Source organism: Streptomyces sp. NBC_01439 (genome assembly GCF_036227605.1).
Lineage (GTDB): Bacteria > Actinomycetota > Actinomycetes > Streptomycetales > Streptomycetaceae > Streptomyces.
The window spans coordinates 1,808,649-1,822,876 of sequence record NZ_CP109487.1; the positions used below are offsets into that span (position 1 = coordinate 1,808,649).

Sequence of the window (14,228 nt, forward strand, 5' to 3'; positions counted from 1 at the left end):
CTGATGCGCTTTAGTTCGAAGGCGGCCCAGGATGGAATCGGTTCAACGACGAAGCTGCTCACGCGTCACAACTTGACCTCTTATCGATGGTTCCTGGAAGGCTTTCACTAATGCGCTTTACCCGTATGCCGCGAAACCGCTTTAGCCGACCCGGGGTTGTGCGAGCGTCGGGCCCGCGCCTAGATTTCACCTCGAACGGCGTGTAGCTCAGTAGCCAGAGCACCGACCTGCAAAGTCGGAGGGCGCAGGGGCAGGACCTGCCACGCCGGCCATGGACAGGAACACGGGAAATCGGCCGCCGACCCCAGGACTCCCCGCCCCGGGGCTCTCCACCGCCGGGCTCTTCGACCACTACCTCACCGACGGGGGCCTCGCCCGCCTGTGGTCGCTGCTCGACAGCGGGCGCTACGACCTGCGCGCGCCGGAAGAGGCCGCGCTGCTCTGCGTCGCGTGGCTGGTGCGTGCCGGGGAGACCGGTGCGGCGGCCGCCCTCGTCGAGGAGGTACGACCCTTCGCCGGCGAGGTGCGGTTCGCGCCGCACCCCGCGGACCGGCCCCAACCCGGCGCGGACGCCGTGCACGTGCGTACCGTCGGTGAGGTCTCCGGCGCCCTCGCGCGCCGCGCGCCCCGTCCCGGCATCGAGGCGCAGCACGAGGCGCTGACCGTCTGGCGACCGTTCGAGGACGCGCTGCTCGACCACTGGCTGCGCGCCGGCGCGGACGCCGAGGAGGGCGCCGGGCAGAGCAGCGGGCGGGGCACCGGGAGCGACGCCGGGGAGGGCGCGGCCCTGCTGGCGCGGTACCGGCGGCTCGCGGCCGCGCACACCCGGTGCACCGAGCACCTCGACCCCAAGTCCAATCCGGCCGTCCTGCGCCGCGCGCTGCAGGAGCGGGTCGCCGGGCGCGAGTTGTCGCCCCGCCTCGCCGGACTGCTGCGCCGTGCCGTCGCCTCGATGGTCGCCAAGCGCGGCCGGCCCGGTTCCGCCGAACACGCACGGTTGCGCCGGACCCAGGCTCTGCAGGCGGAGCAGCCCGCGCACCACGACCTGGCCGCCCTCGTCCTGCGCCGCCTCGCCCCGCTCGACGCGAGCCGGGGGCTGGAGGACGTCGGACCGCTGATCGGCCCGGTGACCGCCGAGGAGGCCGCGGAGTGCGGGCTGCCCGCCGGGACGGTCGTCCCGGCGTCGGTGCGGGCCGCGGTCACCGCGGCGCGCAGCGCACCCCTGGACACGCTGCTGGAGCACGGGCTGGTCCCCTCCGCGGAGGTTCTGGGCGAGGTGGCGGAACAGCTGATCGCCACGCACACCGCCCGCGGGTACGCCGACGCGTCGCTGCGCACGCTGATCGCGGCGACCTACCGGGCCCGCCGCGACCGCCGGTACCCGTTGTGGTGGAACCCGGAGCACCACGCCCGGATCAGCGACCTGCCCTGGGTCCGCGCGGTCGCCCCCTGGGCCGCCGACCCGGTGGAGGAGGCCCGTTCGACCCTGCGGATGCTCGGCGAGGCCTGCGTGCGGGCCTTCCCGGGCGCCGGGCTGCCCAACCTGCACGTAAAGGCGTTGTCCGGGCTCGCGCGCCTCGCCGAGCTGCCCGTGCCGTTCGCCGCGGAGCCGCTGGCCGACGCGCGCAGCGCGATGGCCGCTCCCGCCGTCCTCACCGCCGCGCAGACCGCCGCCGGGCTGCTGCGCGGCACGGTCTACGAGCGCTACCACGGCATCGACTACGCAGTGGTGCAGGAGTTGGTGGACACCGGGGACCGGTACGGTTTCGCCCGGTTGTGCGCCGAACGGGCCGGGCGCCCGGGGCATCCGCTGGCCGGCGACGCGGCGGTCATGGAGCAGGCCCGGATCCTCACCACTTCCAACCTCGCCACCCTGGTCGTACACGCGAGCCTCACCCCGCGGGGCGGCTGGGAGGGCCCGGCCCGGGGCGCGTTCGCCGCGGCGACCGGCCCGGCCGCCACCGCGAAGAGCGCCGCGCGCGCCTGGCGGCAGCTGCTGTTCCACCTCGCGCTGTGCGACGCGGACGAGCAGGCCCGCGTACTCGGCTGGATCGACGAGCGGGCCGCCCGGCTGCCGGCGCGCGCCGCCGCGCGGATCGCACTGCCCCTCGCCGACCTCCGCCTCGCCGCCGCCGTCCCGTAGGGGCTACCTCGTCGGGGGGTGTCTCGTCGGTCAAGACACCCCCCGATCACTTGGGCTTGTTGCGGTAGATGCGACGGCCGGCCAGGTGCGTGGCGACCGTCTCGCCCCGCCACAGCTTCCGGTCGCCGTCCATCTCGTCCGGAGCGGGCCACCGGCCGCGGCTGATGTCCGAACGGATGCTGTCGGGCTGCAGGCCGGACGCCTCGGCGATCTCGACGACGGTGTAGTGGCGCGACGGTTCGAGCGCCGTGGCTTCCCGGGTGTGGTGCTCGCCGAAGAACCGGGCGATGGCCTGCGGGTCGAACTCGATGGTCCTGCCGCGCTTGCCGATGGCGGGCGGCCACCCGGGGTGCCGTCCCCACCGAGGGTTCTCCGACAGGTAGCGGGCGCTCATGCCGTAGTGCTCGGCTATCTCGGTGTACGTGACGCCCGTGCGGCCCTCGGGAGGGACGGGGCCGCCGTTCGACGCGCGGGAGGGGGCCCGGGCCGGTCGGGCCCGCTCACCGGTGCGCGGCGCCGGCGGGACCCGGCCCGAGCCGGTCTCTCCGACGGTGAGGACGACCGTACGGCCGTCCGGGTCGGTCAGGGTGTGCCGGCCCGGCGGCAGGAACCCGGCGCCGTTCGGCGGGGCGGCGAGGCCGAGGCGCAGGTACCCGGTCTCCGGGCGTCCCGTGGCTGGGTAGAGCTCCAGGACGCCACCGTCGGCGAGCGTCGCCGCGTAGTGCTCCGGCCCGCTGCCGTGCCGCTCGCGCACGAGGCCGAGCCCGATGCCCCGGTAGAAGTCGCGGCAGGCGTCGAGCCGGGTCGTGTAGATCACGGCGAGTTCGAGGATCATGCTGGCGCTCCTGGTGTGTGATGGCTGCGGGCGGACGGTCACCCGCCGCCCCGCTCCTCGCAACGGAAGCCCCGCCTGGGGTACTTGACCGCCACGCCGGTACGCGACGCCCCGAACCACCGGCCCCGGGCGCCCACTTGACGCATCTCCCACCCGGTGCGACACGCGCTGACAGGGAAGGTCATCTTAAATTCCTACCACGTCTGCGTACGCTGTCCCCATGACCGACACCACCCCATCCGACCAGCAAGTACCCGATGACCTGCGCATCTTGACCGTCGAGTATCTGAGCGCGGTCCGGGCGCGCCTCGCAGACGTCGAGACCCCCGTCGCGCGGGAACGGGCCGCACGGCTGTTCACCGATCAACTGCTGCCCGCCGTGGCGAAGACGGTCAAGGGCATACGCACCGCCGCCGTGGGCGAGTTGCGTCAGGGGCGCACTCTCAGGGAAGTGTCGGAGCTGATCGGGCTGTCCGTCCCCCGGGTCGACCAACTCCTCAAGGGGAAGTGAGGAGTTGCCGCATCTTCGGACTGGGCTGCCCGACCTCGGTCTGACGTCGGCGCTCCGCGGGGCGGCGCGCCATCAGCCGGCGACCACCTTGGGCGCGCAGCGCATGCCGATGTAGCAGCAGGGGGTGCCGTCCACGAGGGTGGCGAAGACGACGGGCGTCCAGTCCCCGCTGAAGGAGGGGCCGGCGCCGGAGGCGGCGAAGACCGTGGCGCTGAGCGGGGTCAGGTCCATCTCCAGCGGTGGCGAGAAGTCCCGCATCCCGTCGACGAACTCGTACGACAAGTGGGCGGTCCCCCCGGGCCGCACGCTGACGGAGATGACCACCCCTTCCCGACGGTAGGTGCCGACCAGCGGGACCAGGTCGACGACGGGGGGACGCGCGGGCGGCGCGAAGGCGGGCGGCATGTGGACCCCGGCGAGCTCGCGGAGCAGTTCGCGCATCAGGTCGGCGTAGAGGAAGCGGGAGGCGCCCCCGTTGGTGAGCAGGACGGCGATGAGATCGGCACCGGGAACCACGCGCACATAGCCGTACTGGCCGATCGAGGCGCCGTCGTGGCCGTATCCCGGGATCCCGTTCCAGTCGTACAGCGACCATCCCAGCCCCCATCCGTCCGCGCTCACCGTCCACCTGTCGGGTACGTCGACCGCCCACCGCTGCATCTCCGCGACGGCCCGGGCGCCGAGGACCTGCGTGCCGTCAGGGGCGGAGCCGCCGTCGAGGTGCAGCTTGGCCAGCCGGAGCACGTCCGCGGCGGTGGCCAGGACGCGTCCGTACGGCCCTGCCGAACGGGGCATCATGTCCCAGGCCGGCGCGGGCTCCGGGTCCGGCCCCTCGCCCGGAAGGTGCCCCATCGCGGTGCGGAAGGCCAGCGCCTCCTCGGGCAGGGTCATGGTGTGGGTCAGGCTCAAGGGGGCGAGGAGCCGCTCCTTGAGGGCCTGGTCCCAGCTGCGTCCGGTGAGCACCTCGACGATGCGGCCGAGGACGTTGTACCCGATGCTGCTGTAGGAGACCGCGGTGCCGGGCGGACAGTCCAGCACCACGTTCCGGGCCGCCGCCACGTACTTGGCCACGCAGTCGTCCCCGCGGCCGCTGTCGTAGGTAAAGTCGCAGGTCAAACCACTTGTGTGACTGAGGAGTTGGCGGGCGGTGATGGTCTTGGTGGCTTCGGGGTCGGCCACGGAGAACTCCGGGAGCACCTCGATCACGGGCGCGTCGAGGTCCAGTTCGCCCGCGGCGGCGAGCTGCATGACCAGGGTCGCCGTGTAGAGCTTCGCTATCGATCCGAGCTGGAACACCGAGTCGGTGGTCGCCTCCACCCCGGTGCCACGGTGCAGGACGCCGCTCGCCAGCTCGTGGAGCTTTCCCTCGGCGAAGACCGCGAGGGTGGCACCGGGCACGTGATGGGCGGCGCGCAGCGCGTCGAGGCGGCTCTGCCAGTGGGCCGGGGAGAACGTCACATCGGTTCCTTCGACTCGGTGGTCCCGTACGGATCGCCGCACGCTTCTTGATCCACATACCGGGATCCACGCCACCGTAGGTCGGTCCCCGATGCGCCGATAAGGACCCTCGGGCGCCAACGAGGGGACCCCCGGCGCCACCGGGGAACACCGCGCGCCCGCAGGAGAAACGTTCGCGCCACCAGGGGATCCTGCGCGCCAAAGGGGCAACTGGACGGGCCTGTTCGAGCGATCGGCTGGTAGCGTCGTCCGTCCTATGCGCTCTCCCGGCACCGACGGCACCGTCTCCGTCCACCTCGCGCGGTTCGTCGTCGACGCCTTGCACCGCTCGGGCGTGCGCCCGGGCAGGGTCGCCCGATTACCCGACCTCGGACCCGAGGTGCTGGACAACGATCTGGCCCGGGTCTCGACCGCGTCGGCGCTGGCCGTGTGGGAGCAGCTGACGCTCGCGGAGCCGGGTACGGCCATCGGCGCGCTGATCACCGCCGAGGCCCCGATCGGTACGTTCGGCCTGTGGGACTACCTGGTGACCACCGGGCCCACCCTTCGGGAAACCCTGAAGCAGGCGGTGGAGTACAACGCCGTCATCGGTGACGCGGCCCAGGAGAAGCTGCTCGTCGAGGAGGACGGTCGGTCCTTCACCATCCGTCATGCGACCGGTAGTTGGGGCCCCGATGTGGTGGAGGCGATCGACTTCTTCGCCCTGGGCGTGTTCCTGACCCGGGCCCGGGCCGCCACCGGTCGGCCCGTCGTCCCGCTGCGCGTCTCCGTGACGCACGGCGCGTCCGGCCGCTTCCGGCGGCTGACGGAGTTCTTCGGGACCACCCGCATCGACTTCGGCGCCGCGTACAACTCGATCACCTTCCACGACAACGACGTGCGCGCGCCGCTGCCCAAGGCGCAGCCGGGGCTGGACCGCATCCTGGCCCAGCATGCGGCACTGACGATCGCGTCCGCACAGCCGGCCCTGCTCTGGCAGGACCGCTTCCGGATGGTCCTCGACTCCGCCTTCCGGGAGGACTCGGTGAGTCTGGAGCAGGTGGCGCAGCGGCTGGCGATGAGCCCGCGCACCCTCCAGCGGCGCCTGGGCGAGCACGGCACGACCTGGCGCGAGGAGGTCGAGGCCGTGCGCCAGGAGCACACCATGGAACTCCTGCGCGCCACCGATCTACCGCTCCGCTCGGTCGCGGCCCGGGTCGGTTACAGCGACATGCGCGCGCTGCGCCGGGCGGTGCGCCGCTGGGAGGGGCGGGCTCCTCGCGACATCCGCAACGAAGCGGGCGTCGCGGCGGCGCCGATGGGCGCCGACGCGGGCAAGTGACCTGCGCCCGGCACCCCGAGAACTCCTCACGGAATGCGGTTCGGCCGAGGACCCTGCTGTCGGCGGTAGGTGGGGGCGGGCCCGCGCCCGTTCGGCCGTCACGAAACGGTCATCATCCGGTCCCATTCCGACACTAATGGTCGGGAAGCATTCCGCTGGAGAACGTCAGTCCAGCAAGGGACCCCTCCTGTGCTCCTTTCCCGACGAGCCGTACCCAGGGCACCGCTCGCGTGACCCACCGCAAACCCAAGCCACGACTCATGTCGCGCCGCACCGCAATGGTCTGCACCAGCAGCGGACTTATCGCCACCGCTTTCGGCGTCGTCGACCGCGGCGGGGACCCCGGGCCCGTCCGCATCGAGGCGCAGGACGCGGGCGGGGCAGCGCCGCCCGCCGAACCGGCTCCCGAACCCGGGAGGCAGGCATGGATGCCGGACGCCACCCGCAAGCCCCTGTCCGTGAACTTCACTCCGGGCGGGCTCAGGGAGATGCGGGGGCTGGTCCTGCACGTGCAGGAGGGCGAGAACTCGCTCCACGACCACTTCAGTGACCCTGCGGCCCGGGCCTCCGCGCACTTCTGGGTCTCGCAGTCCGGCGAGATCGAACAGTACGTCTCCGCGCACGACCGGGCCTGGGCGCAGGGCACCGGCAACCCGTCGTGGCTCTCGGTGGAGACCTCGGGGTTCGCGAGCCGGCCGCTCACCGCGCAGCAGGTCGACTCCGTCGCCCGCATCTACGCCTGGGGCATGGCCCAGCACGGCTGGCCCCTCGAACCCGCCTCCACACCACAGGGCCGGGGGTTGGGCATCCACCGCATGGGCGGCCGGGACTGGGGCGGCCACTCCTGCCCGGGCCCGCTGCGCTCCGCCCAGGCGGGAGAGATACTCAGCGCGGTCCGCCACAAGTCCCCCCGTTAGGCCCGGCCCTGATCAGTCGGCGGCTCGGCGGCGACCCCGGCGGCGGGGGTACGGGAAGAAGCGCGGCGGACGTTCGGCGGCCCGCGCGGGCGGCCGGTCCGGTCACTTCATGGCGTACTGGGTCTTCTCCGCGAGCTTGCCGTCCTTGAAGCAGAAGCGAAGCACGGTCTCTTCGCCGTTCTTGGACGCGCCGCTGGACATGTACCAGGAGCAGGTGCTGCCCTCGGGCTCGGCCGGTCCGCCCTCCTTGAGGGCGCTCTTGACGAAGCTCTCGCCGGACGGGAGCTTGCCGCGCACCTCGCTCTCCGCGTCCCCGGTCTTCACCGCTTCGTAGACCGCGGGGTCGAGCAGGGTCTTGTCGGCCATGTCGAGGACCTTCCCCAGGCCGAAGACCACCGCCACGAGGAGGCCCACGCCGAGGACCAGCGCCACCGCGCACCCGATCAGACAACCCTTGCGCTGAGCCACGCCCGTTCCTCCATGTCGTTCGTGTCCGGCGGCGTTCGCCTGGACGTTCACACCTTCCCAAGGGGCGGGGGCCGCGGGCTGTCCTCGAAAGTCGTCGGCCGTCGCAACGATCGTCGTTCGAGGTCAGACCGATCGACCCGTGTATACAGGGAGGAGATCGACCATCCGGGCGAAGCGAGAGGAAACCACCGTGAGTGAGCACACCATCGAGCCGCTGATCGTCGTCGGCGTGGACGGGTCGGACCATTCCAAGGAGGCGCTGCGCTGGGCGGTCGCGCAGGCCGCGGCGACGGGCGCCCGGGTGCACGCCGTCATGGCCTGGGAGTGGAACCGCAATCCGTTCGCCATCGGCCCGATGGCCGCCGAGACGGCCGATGCGGAGGCGGTGACGGCCGAGGAGGCCGCCCGCCGGAAGCTGGCGGACACGGTCGCCGCGACCGTCGGCACCTCGCCCGGTGTCCCGGTGTTCCGGCGCGTCGAGCAGGGCTCCCCGGCGCAGGTCCTGGTCGACGCCTCGAAGGAGGCGGACCTGACGGTGGTCGGCACCCGCGGGTACGGGGGTTTCAAGGGCGCACTCCTGGGGTCGGTGAGCCAGCAGGTCGTCCAGTACTCCGCCAGCACGGTCGTGATCGTCCGCGAGGGCGCGGACGAGAACGACTGACGGCCCGCCGGCCGCCGCACTCGGACCTACTCGTCGTTGCCCGAGTGGCTCAGGCCCCGGGGATCACCAGGTCCCGGGGGTCCGTGTTGGCGCCGCAGAGGATGACGGCGACCCGCTCGCCCAGGGGCTGCGGCGCGCCGCGCAGCGCCGCCGCGGCGGTGGCCGCGCCCGTCTCGACCACGATCCGGTGCTCCTCCCAGAGCGCGCGCCGGGCGGCCGTGATCTCCGTGTCGGACACGAGGACCGACGTCACGTTCCCCTGCTGCGCGGCGGCCAGCGCGTCCGCCGAGACCCGGGTGGCCCCCAGCGAATCGGCGGCGACGGATTCCACGGCCACGTCCACGACCCGGCCCGCCGCCAGGGCCGCGTTCAGCGCCCGGCAGTTCTCCGGCTCGACCGCGACGACCCGTACGCCGTGTTCGCGCGCGGCCGTGGCCACCCCGGCGAACAGTCCGCCGCCACCGACCGCGACCACCACCGCGTCCAGCCCGGGCAGGGCGGCCCGGATCTCCTCCAGCAGCGTGCCGGCGCCCGCCGCGATGAGCGGGTGGTCGTAGGCGTGGCTGCTCAGCGCCCCGCTCTCGGTGGCGAACTCCTCGCAGGCGGCCAGCGCGTCGGCGTAGCGGTCGCCGACGAGCCGCACCTCGGCCCCGTACCCGCGCAGCCGTTCCACCTTCACCCGCGGGGCGTTGGCGGGCAGGAACACGGTCGCGGGCACGGACAGCGCGCGGGCGGCCCAGGCGCAGGCGAGCCCGGCGTTGCCGCCGGAGGCGATGGTGACTCCGGCGGCCGGGAGGGCGCCGGCCTCGTGGTGGGCGGCGAGGAAGTTGCGCGCACCGCGCGCCTTGAAGGAGCCGGTGTGCTGGAGGTACTCCAGCGCGTACCAGACCCCCGCTCCGGCCGCGGGCGCCACCGTAACGGGGCGTATGCCGCCCGCGATGCGGTCGGCGGCGGCGCGGACGGCGGCGTGGTCGAGCTGCTGGGCCGTTGCTGCGTGCACGGGTGGTCTCCCCATCAGGTGCGGGTGGCGGGCCGGGCGGGCCGAATCGGCCGGGCGGCTTCGATCAACTGGCGCAGGGCCCCGTAGTAGACCTCGTGGTCCGTCAGGGCGGGCAGTACGTCGGGCAGTCCACCGGCGAGCACGGGGAACTCCTCGGGATCCAGTGCGGCCAGGGCCGCCCGCGAGGCGGCGGTGGCCGCGGCCGGATCCCGGTGGTCGACGAAGGCCGCGCTGCCCAGGGTGAGCAGGTACATGCGGCGGTAGACGGTCATCGCCTCGGCGGCGGTCATCCCGGCGGCCACGCTGTCGGCGAGGGCGGGCTCGACGAGCCGGGCCAGCAGCTGCCGCCCCAGCCAGGGCCGGCTGCCGCGCAGCGCCAGCAGTCCGGGGTGGGCGACGAGCAGCAGGTACAGGGCGCGGAACCGCTCTTCGGTGGCCCGCGCCCAGTCCGTGCCGGCGGGGATCTCGGGGAGCTGCCCGGCGAGGTGCTCGGTGCACAGGTCGAGCAGGCCGGCGAGGTCGGTGCAGCGGCGCTGCACGGTGGCGTGGGAGACCTCCAGCCGGTCGGCGAGGCTGCGGAAGCTCAGGTGGTCGGGCCCTTGCTCGTCGAGGATCCGCAGGGCGGCGACGGCGATGACCTCCGGGGTCGCGCGGTCCAGGGCGGCTGATCTTCGCGGCATGAGATACATCGTAACATACGACGTAACACACAACGCAGCTGCACTTTCGTGTGACAGCGATTGCAGCCATATTGCTGGTCATCGGTCGACAATCAGCGACTTCTGTTGACACTGGGTAATCGTCTCGCTGCACTGGGCCCACGACTGCCCCCACGTCAAGGAGACTCCGTGCCGCCTCGCCTGCGTGCAACGCTCCCCTGCCTGACCGCGGCCGCCCTGTTCGCCCTCGCGCTCTCCCCCGCCCCGGCGGCGGCCGAGCCCCGGGCGACCTCGGACACCCCGCTCGCGCTCACCCCTCCCATGGGCTGGAACAACTGGGCGCACTACATGTGCGACATCGACGAAGCCAAGGTGGTGGCCAACGCCGACGCGCTCGTGTCCACCGGGCTCGCCGCCAAGGGCTACGACACGGTGACCGTCGACGACTGCTGGATGACCAAGAGCCGCGACGCGCAGGGCAGTCTGGTCGTCGACACGAAGAAGTTCCCGCACGGCATGGCCTGGCTCGGCGAACATCTGCACGCCAAGGGCCTGAAGTTCGGCATCTACCAGGACGCGGGCTCCCTCACCTGCGAGAAGTACCCGGGCAGCGGTGCCCCCCAGGGCGGCGGCGCGGACCACTACGCGCAGGACGCCCGCCAGTTCGCCTCCTGGAAGGTGGACTACGTCAAGATGGACGGCTGCAACCTCTGGGTCCCGGAGGGCGCGACCAAGGAGGAGGCCTACCGCGACGCCTACAGCGCCGTCGCGAAGGCCCTGCGGGACAGCGGTCGGGACATGGTCCTGTCGGCCTCGGCGCCCGCCTACTTCCAGCAGGGCGAGTGGGGCGGCTCCGACTGGCACAAGGTCCTCGGCTGGGTCGGCGAGACCGGCCAGCTGTGGCGCGAGGGCAAGGACATCAAGGTCTACAACCCGGCCGCACCCGCCACCTCGCGGTGGAGCGCGGTGCTGGGCAACTACGGCTACAACCGCTGGCTCGGCCGGTACGCGGGCCCCGGCAACTGGAACGACCCCGACTTCCTGATCGCCGGCGCCCCCGGGCTCACGGCCGCCGAGAGCCGCAGCCAGGTCGCCCTGTGGGCCATGATGGCCTCCCCCTTCATCCTCTCCTCCGACGTCTCGAAGCTGACCCCGGCGGGCCTGGCGGCCCTCGGCAACACCCGGATGATCCAGCTGGACCAGGACCCGATGGGCCGTCAGGGCTCCGTGGTCTCCTCCAACGCCACCTTCGAGATCCTGGTGCGACCGCTCGCCAACGGCGACCGCGCGGTCGCCGTGCTCAACCGCTCCGCCGCCACCCGGGACATCAACGTGCCGCTCGACGAGATCGGCCTGACCGCCTGCACCGTCGGCGCCGACGCCCAGGACCTGTGGACCGGTACGCGCCGCACGGTCTCCGCAGCGCTGACCGGGAAGGTGGCGGGACACGACACCGGCGTCTGGCGGCTCACCCCGCGCGGCTGCGCCGAGGCCGTGCCGACCGGGCAGGTCGTCGGTGACGGCGCCCGGTGTGCCGACGGCGCCAACACCACTGGCGTCGGCGCCGTGGTGATGGCCGCCTGCACCGGAGCCCCCGACCAGCGCTGGACCGTGGGCAAGGACGCGACCCTGCGGCTGGCCGGCGAGTGCCTGTCGGCGGGTGAGGACCGCATCGTGGAACTGGCCGACTGTGCGAACCGTCCGCAGGAGCAGCCCGGACAGAGCTGGTCGCAGCGCCGCGACGGAGCCCTCGTGGAGGAGGTCAGCGGGATGTGCCTGACGGCTCCCGCGGCCGCCGCCCCGGCCGAGCGGCTGCGGCTGACCGACTGCGGCGACCACCGGGTCGACCAGGCCTGGGCCCTGCCGGTCTGACGGCCGGGCGAACGGATGAGGAACCCGACGCATCACGGCGGGCGCAGGTCCAGGACCCCGCGCCCGCTCGCCCTCGCCGCGCTTCCCGCGGCGCTGCTGGCACTGATCTGCGCGGGACCCGCGCCCGGGGCCACCGCCCCGGGCACGGGGTCGCCCGCACGGGCTGCCGTACCGACGGACGCGCACCCGGACGCGCACCCGGGTGCCGCCCGGAGTCCCGGCCGGGCCCGCACCTTCGACGTCGCGCCCGCGCGGGCCGCCCTCCAGCGGCTGCTCCCGCGCCACTGGGGGCAGTTCACCCTGGTACCCGACACGACCACTGCCTCCGACACCTTCACCGTGTCCGGAACCGCCGGCGCGGTCACCGTGCGCGGCAGCACCGGGGCCACCCTGCTCACCGGTGTCGGCTGGTACCTCCAACACGTCGCCGGGGTCGACATCGGCTGGCCGGGTGACAGCATCGGCATGCTGCCCGGCCGGCTGCCGGCGGTCCCCGCACCGGTCACCCACAGCGCGCAGGTCCCGCACCGGTACGCGCTGAACGACACCGACGACGGGTACTCCGGCCCGTACCGCTCCTTCGAGGAGCACCAGCGGCAGATCGACCTGCTCGCCCTGCACGGCATCAACGAGGTGTTCGTGCAGGTCGGCGCCGAGTACCCGTACTACCGGGCGCTCCAGGGGTTCGGCTACTCCGCCGAGGAACTGCGGCAGTGGATCCCCGGCCCCGGCCACCAGAGCTGGTGGCTGCTGCAGAACCTGAGCGGATTCGGCGGTCCGGTCACCGAGCGGCTGATGCGCGAGCGCGCCGAGGTGGGCGGGCGGATCGCCGAGCAGCTGCGCGGGCTCGGCATGACCCCGGTCCTGCCCGGGTACTTCGGCACCGTGCCGCCCGGCTTCGCCGCCCGCAACACCGGCGCGGCCACGGTCCCGCAGGGCGACTGGGCGGGCTTCGACCGCCCGGACTGGCTCGACCCCGCCTCGCCCGTCTTCGGGAGGCTGGCCGCCGCGTACTACGCCGAGCAGCGCGAGGTGTTCGGGGACAGCACGATGTACCGGATGAGCCCGCTGCACGAGGGCGGGCAGACCGGTTCCGTCGACGTCGGCGCGGCCGCGGGCGCCATCCAGGACGCCCTGCACGCCGCCCACCCGGGTGCGCTGTGGGCGGTGCTGGGCTGGCAGGACGACCCCACCGCGGAGCTGCTGGCCGGGGTGGACACCTCGAAACTGCTGATCCTGGACGGGCTGTCCGACCGGTACAACCGGCTCGACCGCGAGGCGCGTTGGGGCGGGGCCCCGTACGCGATGGGCACCATCTACAACTTCGGCGGGCACACCACGGTCGGTGCGAACAGCTCCGTGTGGATCGAGCGGTTCGGCCCCTGGCGGTCCAAGGCGAACAGCGCGCTCGCCGGAATCGCCTACCTGCCGGAGGCCACCGGAACCAATCCGGCGGCCTTCGACCTCTTCACCGATCTGGCCTGGGAGCGCGGGCCGATCGACCAGCGCCGGTGGTTCGCCGACTTCGCGGCCCGCCGGTACGGCCGCCCGGACGCCGCGGCGGCCGCGGCCTGGGAGGAGCTCCGCAAGGGCCCGTACAGCACCTCATCGGGTCTGTGGTCGGAGTCGCAGGACAGCCTGTTCACCGCCCGGCCGAGCCTGACGGCGACCGGGGCGGCGTACTGGAGCCCGAAGTCCATGCGCTATCAAGCCGGTTCGGTGCGCGGGGCCCTGGAACACCTGCTGAAGGTGGATCCTGCGCTGCGCGGCTCCAGCGCCTACCGCTTCGACCTGGTGGACACCGCCCGACAGGCACTCGCCAACCACTCGCGGGTGCTGCTGCCCAAGATCAAGGCGGCCTACGACGCCAAGGACCTGACCCGTTTCCGGGCCCTGACGGCCGAATGGCAGGACGGGATGAGGATGTTGGAAGCGGTCACCGGATCCGATCCGGCCTTCCTCCTCGGCACCTGGCTCTCCGCGGCCCGCTCCTGGGGTGCGGACGGGGCCGAGCGGGACCGGTACGAGTACGACGCCCGCTCGCTGCTCAGCGTGTGGGGCCGCCGCAGCACCAGCGAGGGCGGTTTCCTGCACGACTACGCGAACCGCGAATGGAACGGCTTGATCTCGGAGTTGTACGCACCCCGGTGGGCCCGCTACTTCGCGTCGCTGGACGAGGCGCTGGTGAAGGGGGCCGCGCCGCGGGCGATCGACTGGCACGCCTTCGAGGAGGAGTGGGCGGGGCGCACCACCCGCCATCCGAACCGACCGAACGGTGATCCGTACCGGCTGGCCGCTCGGATCGCCGCGGCCCTGCCGGCGGCTGCCGCCCACTGACCCGCGCCGGGGCCCGTCCGGACTCCGGGCGGGCCCCGGCGCCGAT

Annotated in this window: 12 protein-coding genes and 1 tRNA gene; 8 read left to right on the forward strand and 5 right to left on the reverse strand. The window is 73.1% G+C overall.

Annotated elements, in window-relative coordinates; translation table 11 throughout:
- Positions 1–196 precede the first annotated feature (196 nt).
- Both OG207_RS07960 and OG207_RS07965 read left to right on the forward strand, forming a co-directional pair.
- Positions 197–272 (forward strand) — tRNA-Cys (locus OG207_RS07960).
- Positions 272–2,143 (forward strand): hypothetical protein, encoded by a 1,872-nt coding sequence (locus OG207_RS07965; protein ID WP_329097187.1) that lies wholly within the window; start codon positions 272–274, stop codon positions 2,141–2,143. The genes OG207_RS07960 and OG207_RS07965 overlap by 1 nt, the downstream gene beginning before the upstream one ends.
- A gap of 46 nt (positions 2,144–2,189) precedes the next feature.
- Here the strand turns inward: OG207_RS07965 and OG207_RS07970 are convergent, their stop codons facing one another.
- Positions 2,190–2,978: a VOC family protein gene (locus OG207_RS07970; protein WP_329097189.1), complete on the reverse strand. Its 789-nt coding sequence runs from the start codon at positions 2,976–2,978 to the stop codon at positions 2,190–2,192.
- Positions 2,979–3,198: 220 nt separating this feature from the next.
- Between OG207_RS07970 and OG207_RS07975 the strand changes: the two genes are divergently transcribed.
- On the forward strand, positions 3,199–3,489 hold the full coding sequence (locus tag OG207_RS07975; protein ID WP_329097191.1) for a hypothetical protein: 291 nt from the start codon (positions 3,199–3,201) through the stop codon (positions 3,487–3,489).
- 72 nt (positions 3,490–3,561) lie between these two features.
- On the opposite strand, the gene OG207_RS07980 is transcribed toward OG207_RS07975, so the two are convergent.
- Entirely contained in the window at positions 3,562–4,947 is a 1,386-nt protein-coding gene (locus OG207_RS07980) for a serine hydrolase domain-containing protein (protein ID WP_329097192.1), read from the reverse strand.
- Between the two features lie 256 nt (positions 4,948–5,203).
- On the opposite strand from OG207_RS07980, the gene OG207_RS07985 reads away from it, so the two are divergent.
- Positions 5,204–6,268, forward strand: a complete 1,065-nt coding sequence (locus OG207_RS07985; protein ID WP_329097193.1) for an AraC family transcriptional regulator — start codon at positions 5,204–5,206, stop codon at positions 6,266–6,268.
- A gap of 260 nt (positions 6,269–6,528) precedes the next feature.
- Complete coding sequence (locus OG207_RS07990; RefSeq protein WP_329097194.1) at positions 6,529–7,185, forward strand: peptidoglycan recognition protein family protein; 657 nt, start codon at positions 6,529–6,531, stop codon at positions 7,183–7,185.
- A gap of 102 nt (positions 7,186–7,287) precedes the next feature.
- On the opposite strand, the gene OG207_RS07995 is transcribed toward OG207_RS07990, so the two are convergent.
- The gene (locus OG207_RS07995; RefSeq protein WP_329097195.1) at positions 7,288–7,653 is read right to left on the reverse strand and encodes a hypothetical protein; all 366 of its coding nucleotides are present in this window, start codon (positions 7,651–7,653) and stop codon (positions 7,288–7,290) included.
- A gap of 190 nt (positions 7,654–7,843) precedes the next feature.
- Between OG207_RS07995 and OG207_RS08000 the strand changes: the two genes are divergently transcribed.
- Positions 7,844–8,314, forward strand: coding sequence for a universal stress protein (locus OG207_RS08000; protein WP_329097196.1), 471 nt, complete (start codon positions 7,844–7,846; stop codon positions 8,312–8,314).
- A 49-nt stretch (positions 8,315–8,363) separates the two neighbouring features.
- On the opposite strand, the gene OG207_RS08005 is transcribed toward OG207_RS08000, so the two are convergent.
- Together OG207_RS08005 and OG207_RS08010 are read right to left on the reverse strand one after the other, a co-directional pair.
- Complete coding sequence (locus tag OG207_RS08005; protein WP_329097198.1) at positions 8,364–9,314, reverse strand: serine/threonine dehydratase; 951 nt, start codon at positions 9,312–9,314, stop codon at positions 8,364–8,366.
- Between the two features lie 14 nt (positions 9,315–9,328).
- Positions 9,329–9,994, reverse strand: coding sequence for a TetR/AcrR family transcriptional regulator (locus OG207_RS08010; RefSeq protein WP_329097200.1), 666 nt, complete (start codon positions 9,992–9,994; stop codon positions 9,329–9,331).
- Positions 9,995–10,162: 168 nt separating this feature from the next.
- On the opposite strand from OG207_RS08010, the gene OG207_RS08015 reads away from it, so the two are divergent.
- Both OG207_RS08015 and OG207_RS08020 read left to right on the forward strand, forming a co-directional pair.
- Positions 10,163–11,845, forward strand: a complete 1,683-nt coding sequence (locus OG207_RS08015; RefSeq protein ID WP_329097202.1) for a ricin-type beta-trefoil lectin domain protein — start codon at positions 10,163–10,165, stop codon at positions 11,843–11,845.
- Between the two features lie 15 nt (positions 11,846–11,860).
- The gene (locus tag OG207_RS08020) at positions 11,861–14,182 is read left to right on the forward strand and encodes an alpha-N-acetylglucosaminidase (protein WP_329097204.1); all 2,322 of its coding nucleotides are present in this window, start codon (positions 11,861–11,863) and stop codon (positions 14,180–14,182) included.
- Positions 14,183–14,228: the final 46 nt, after the last annotated feature.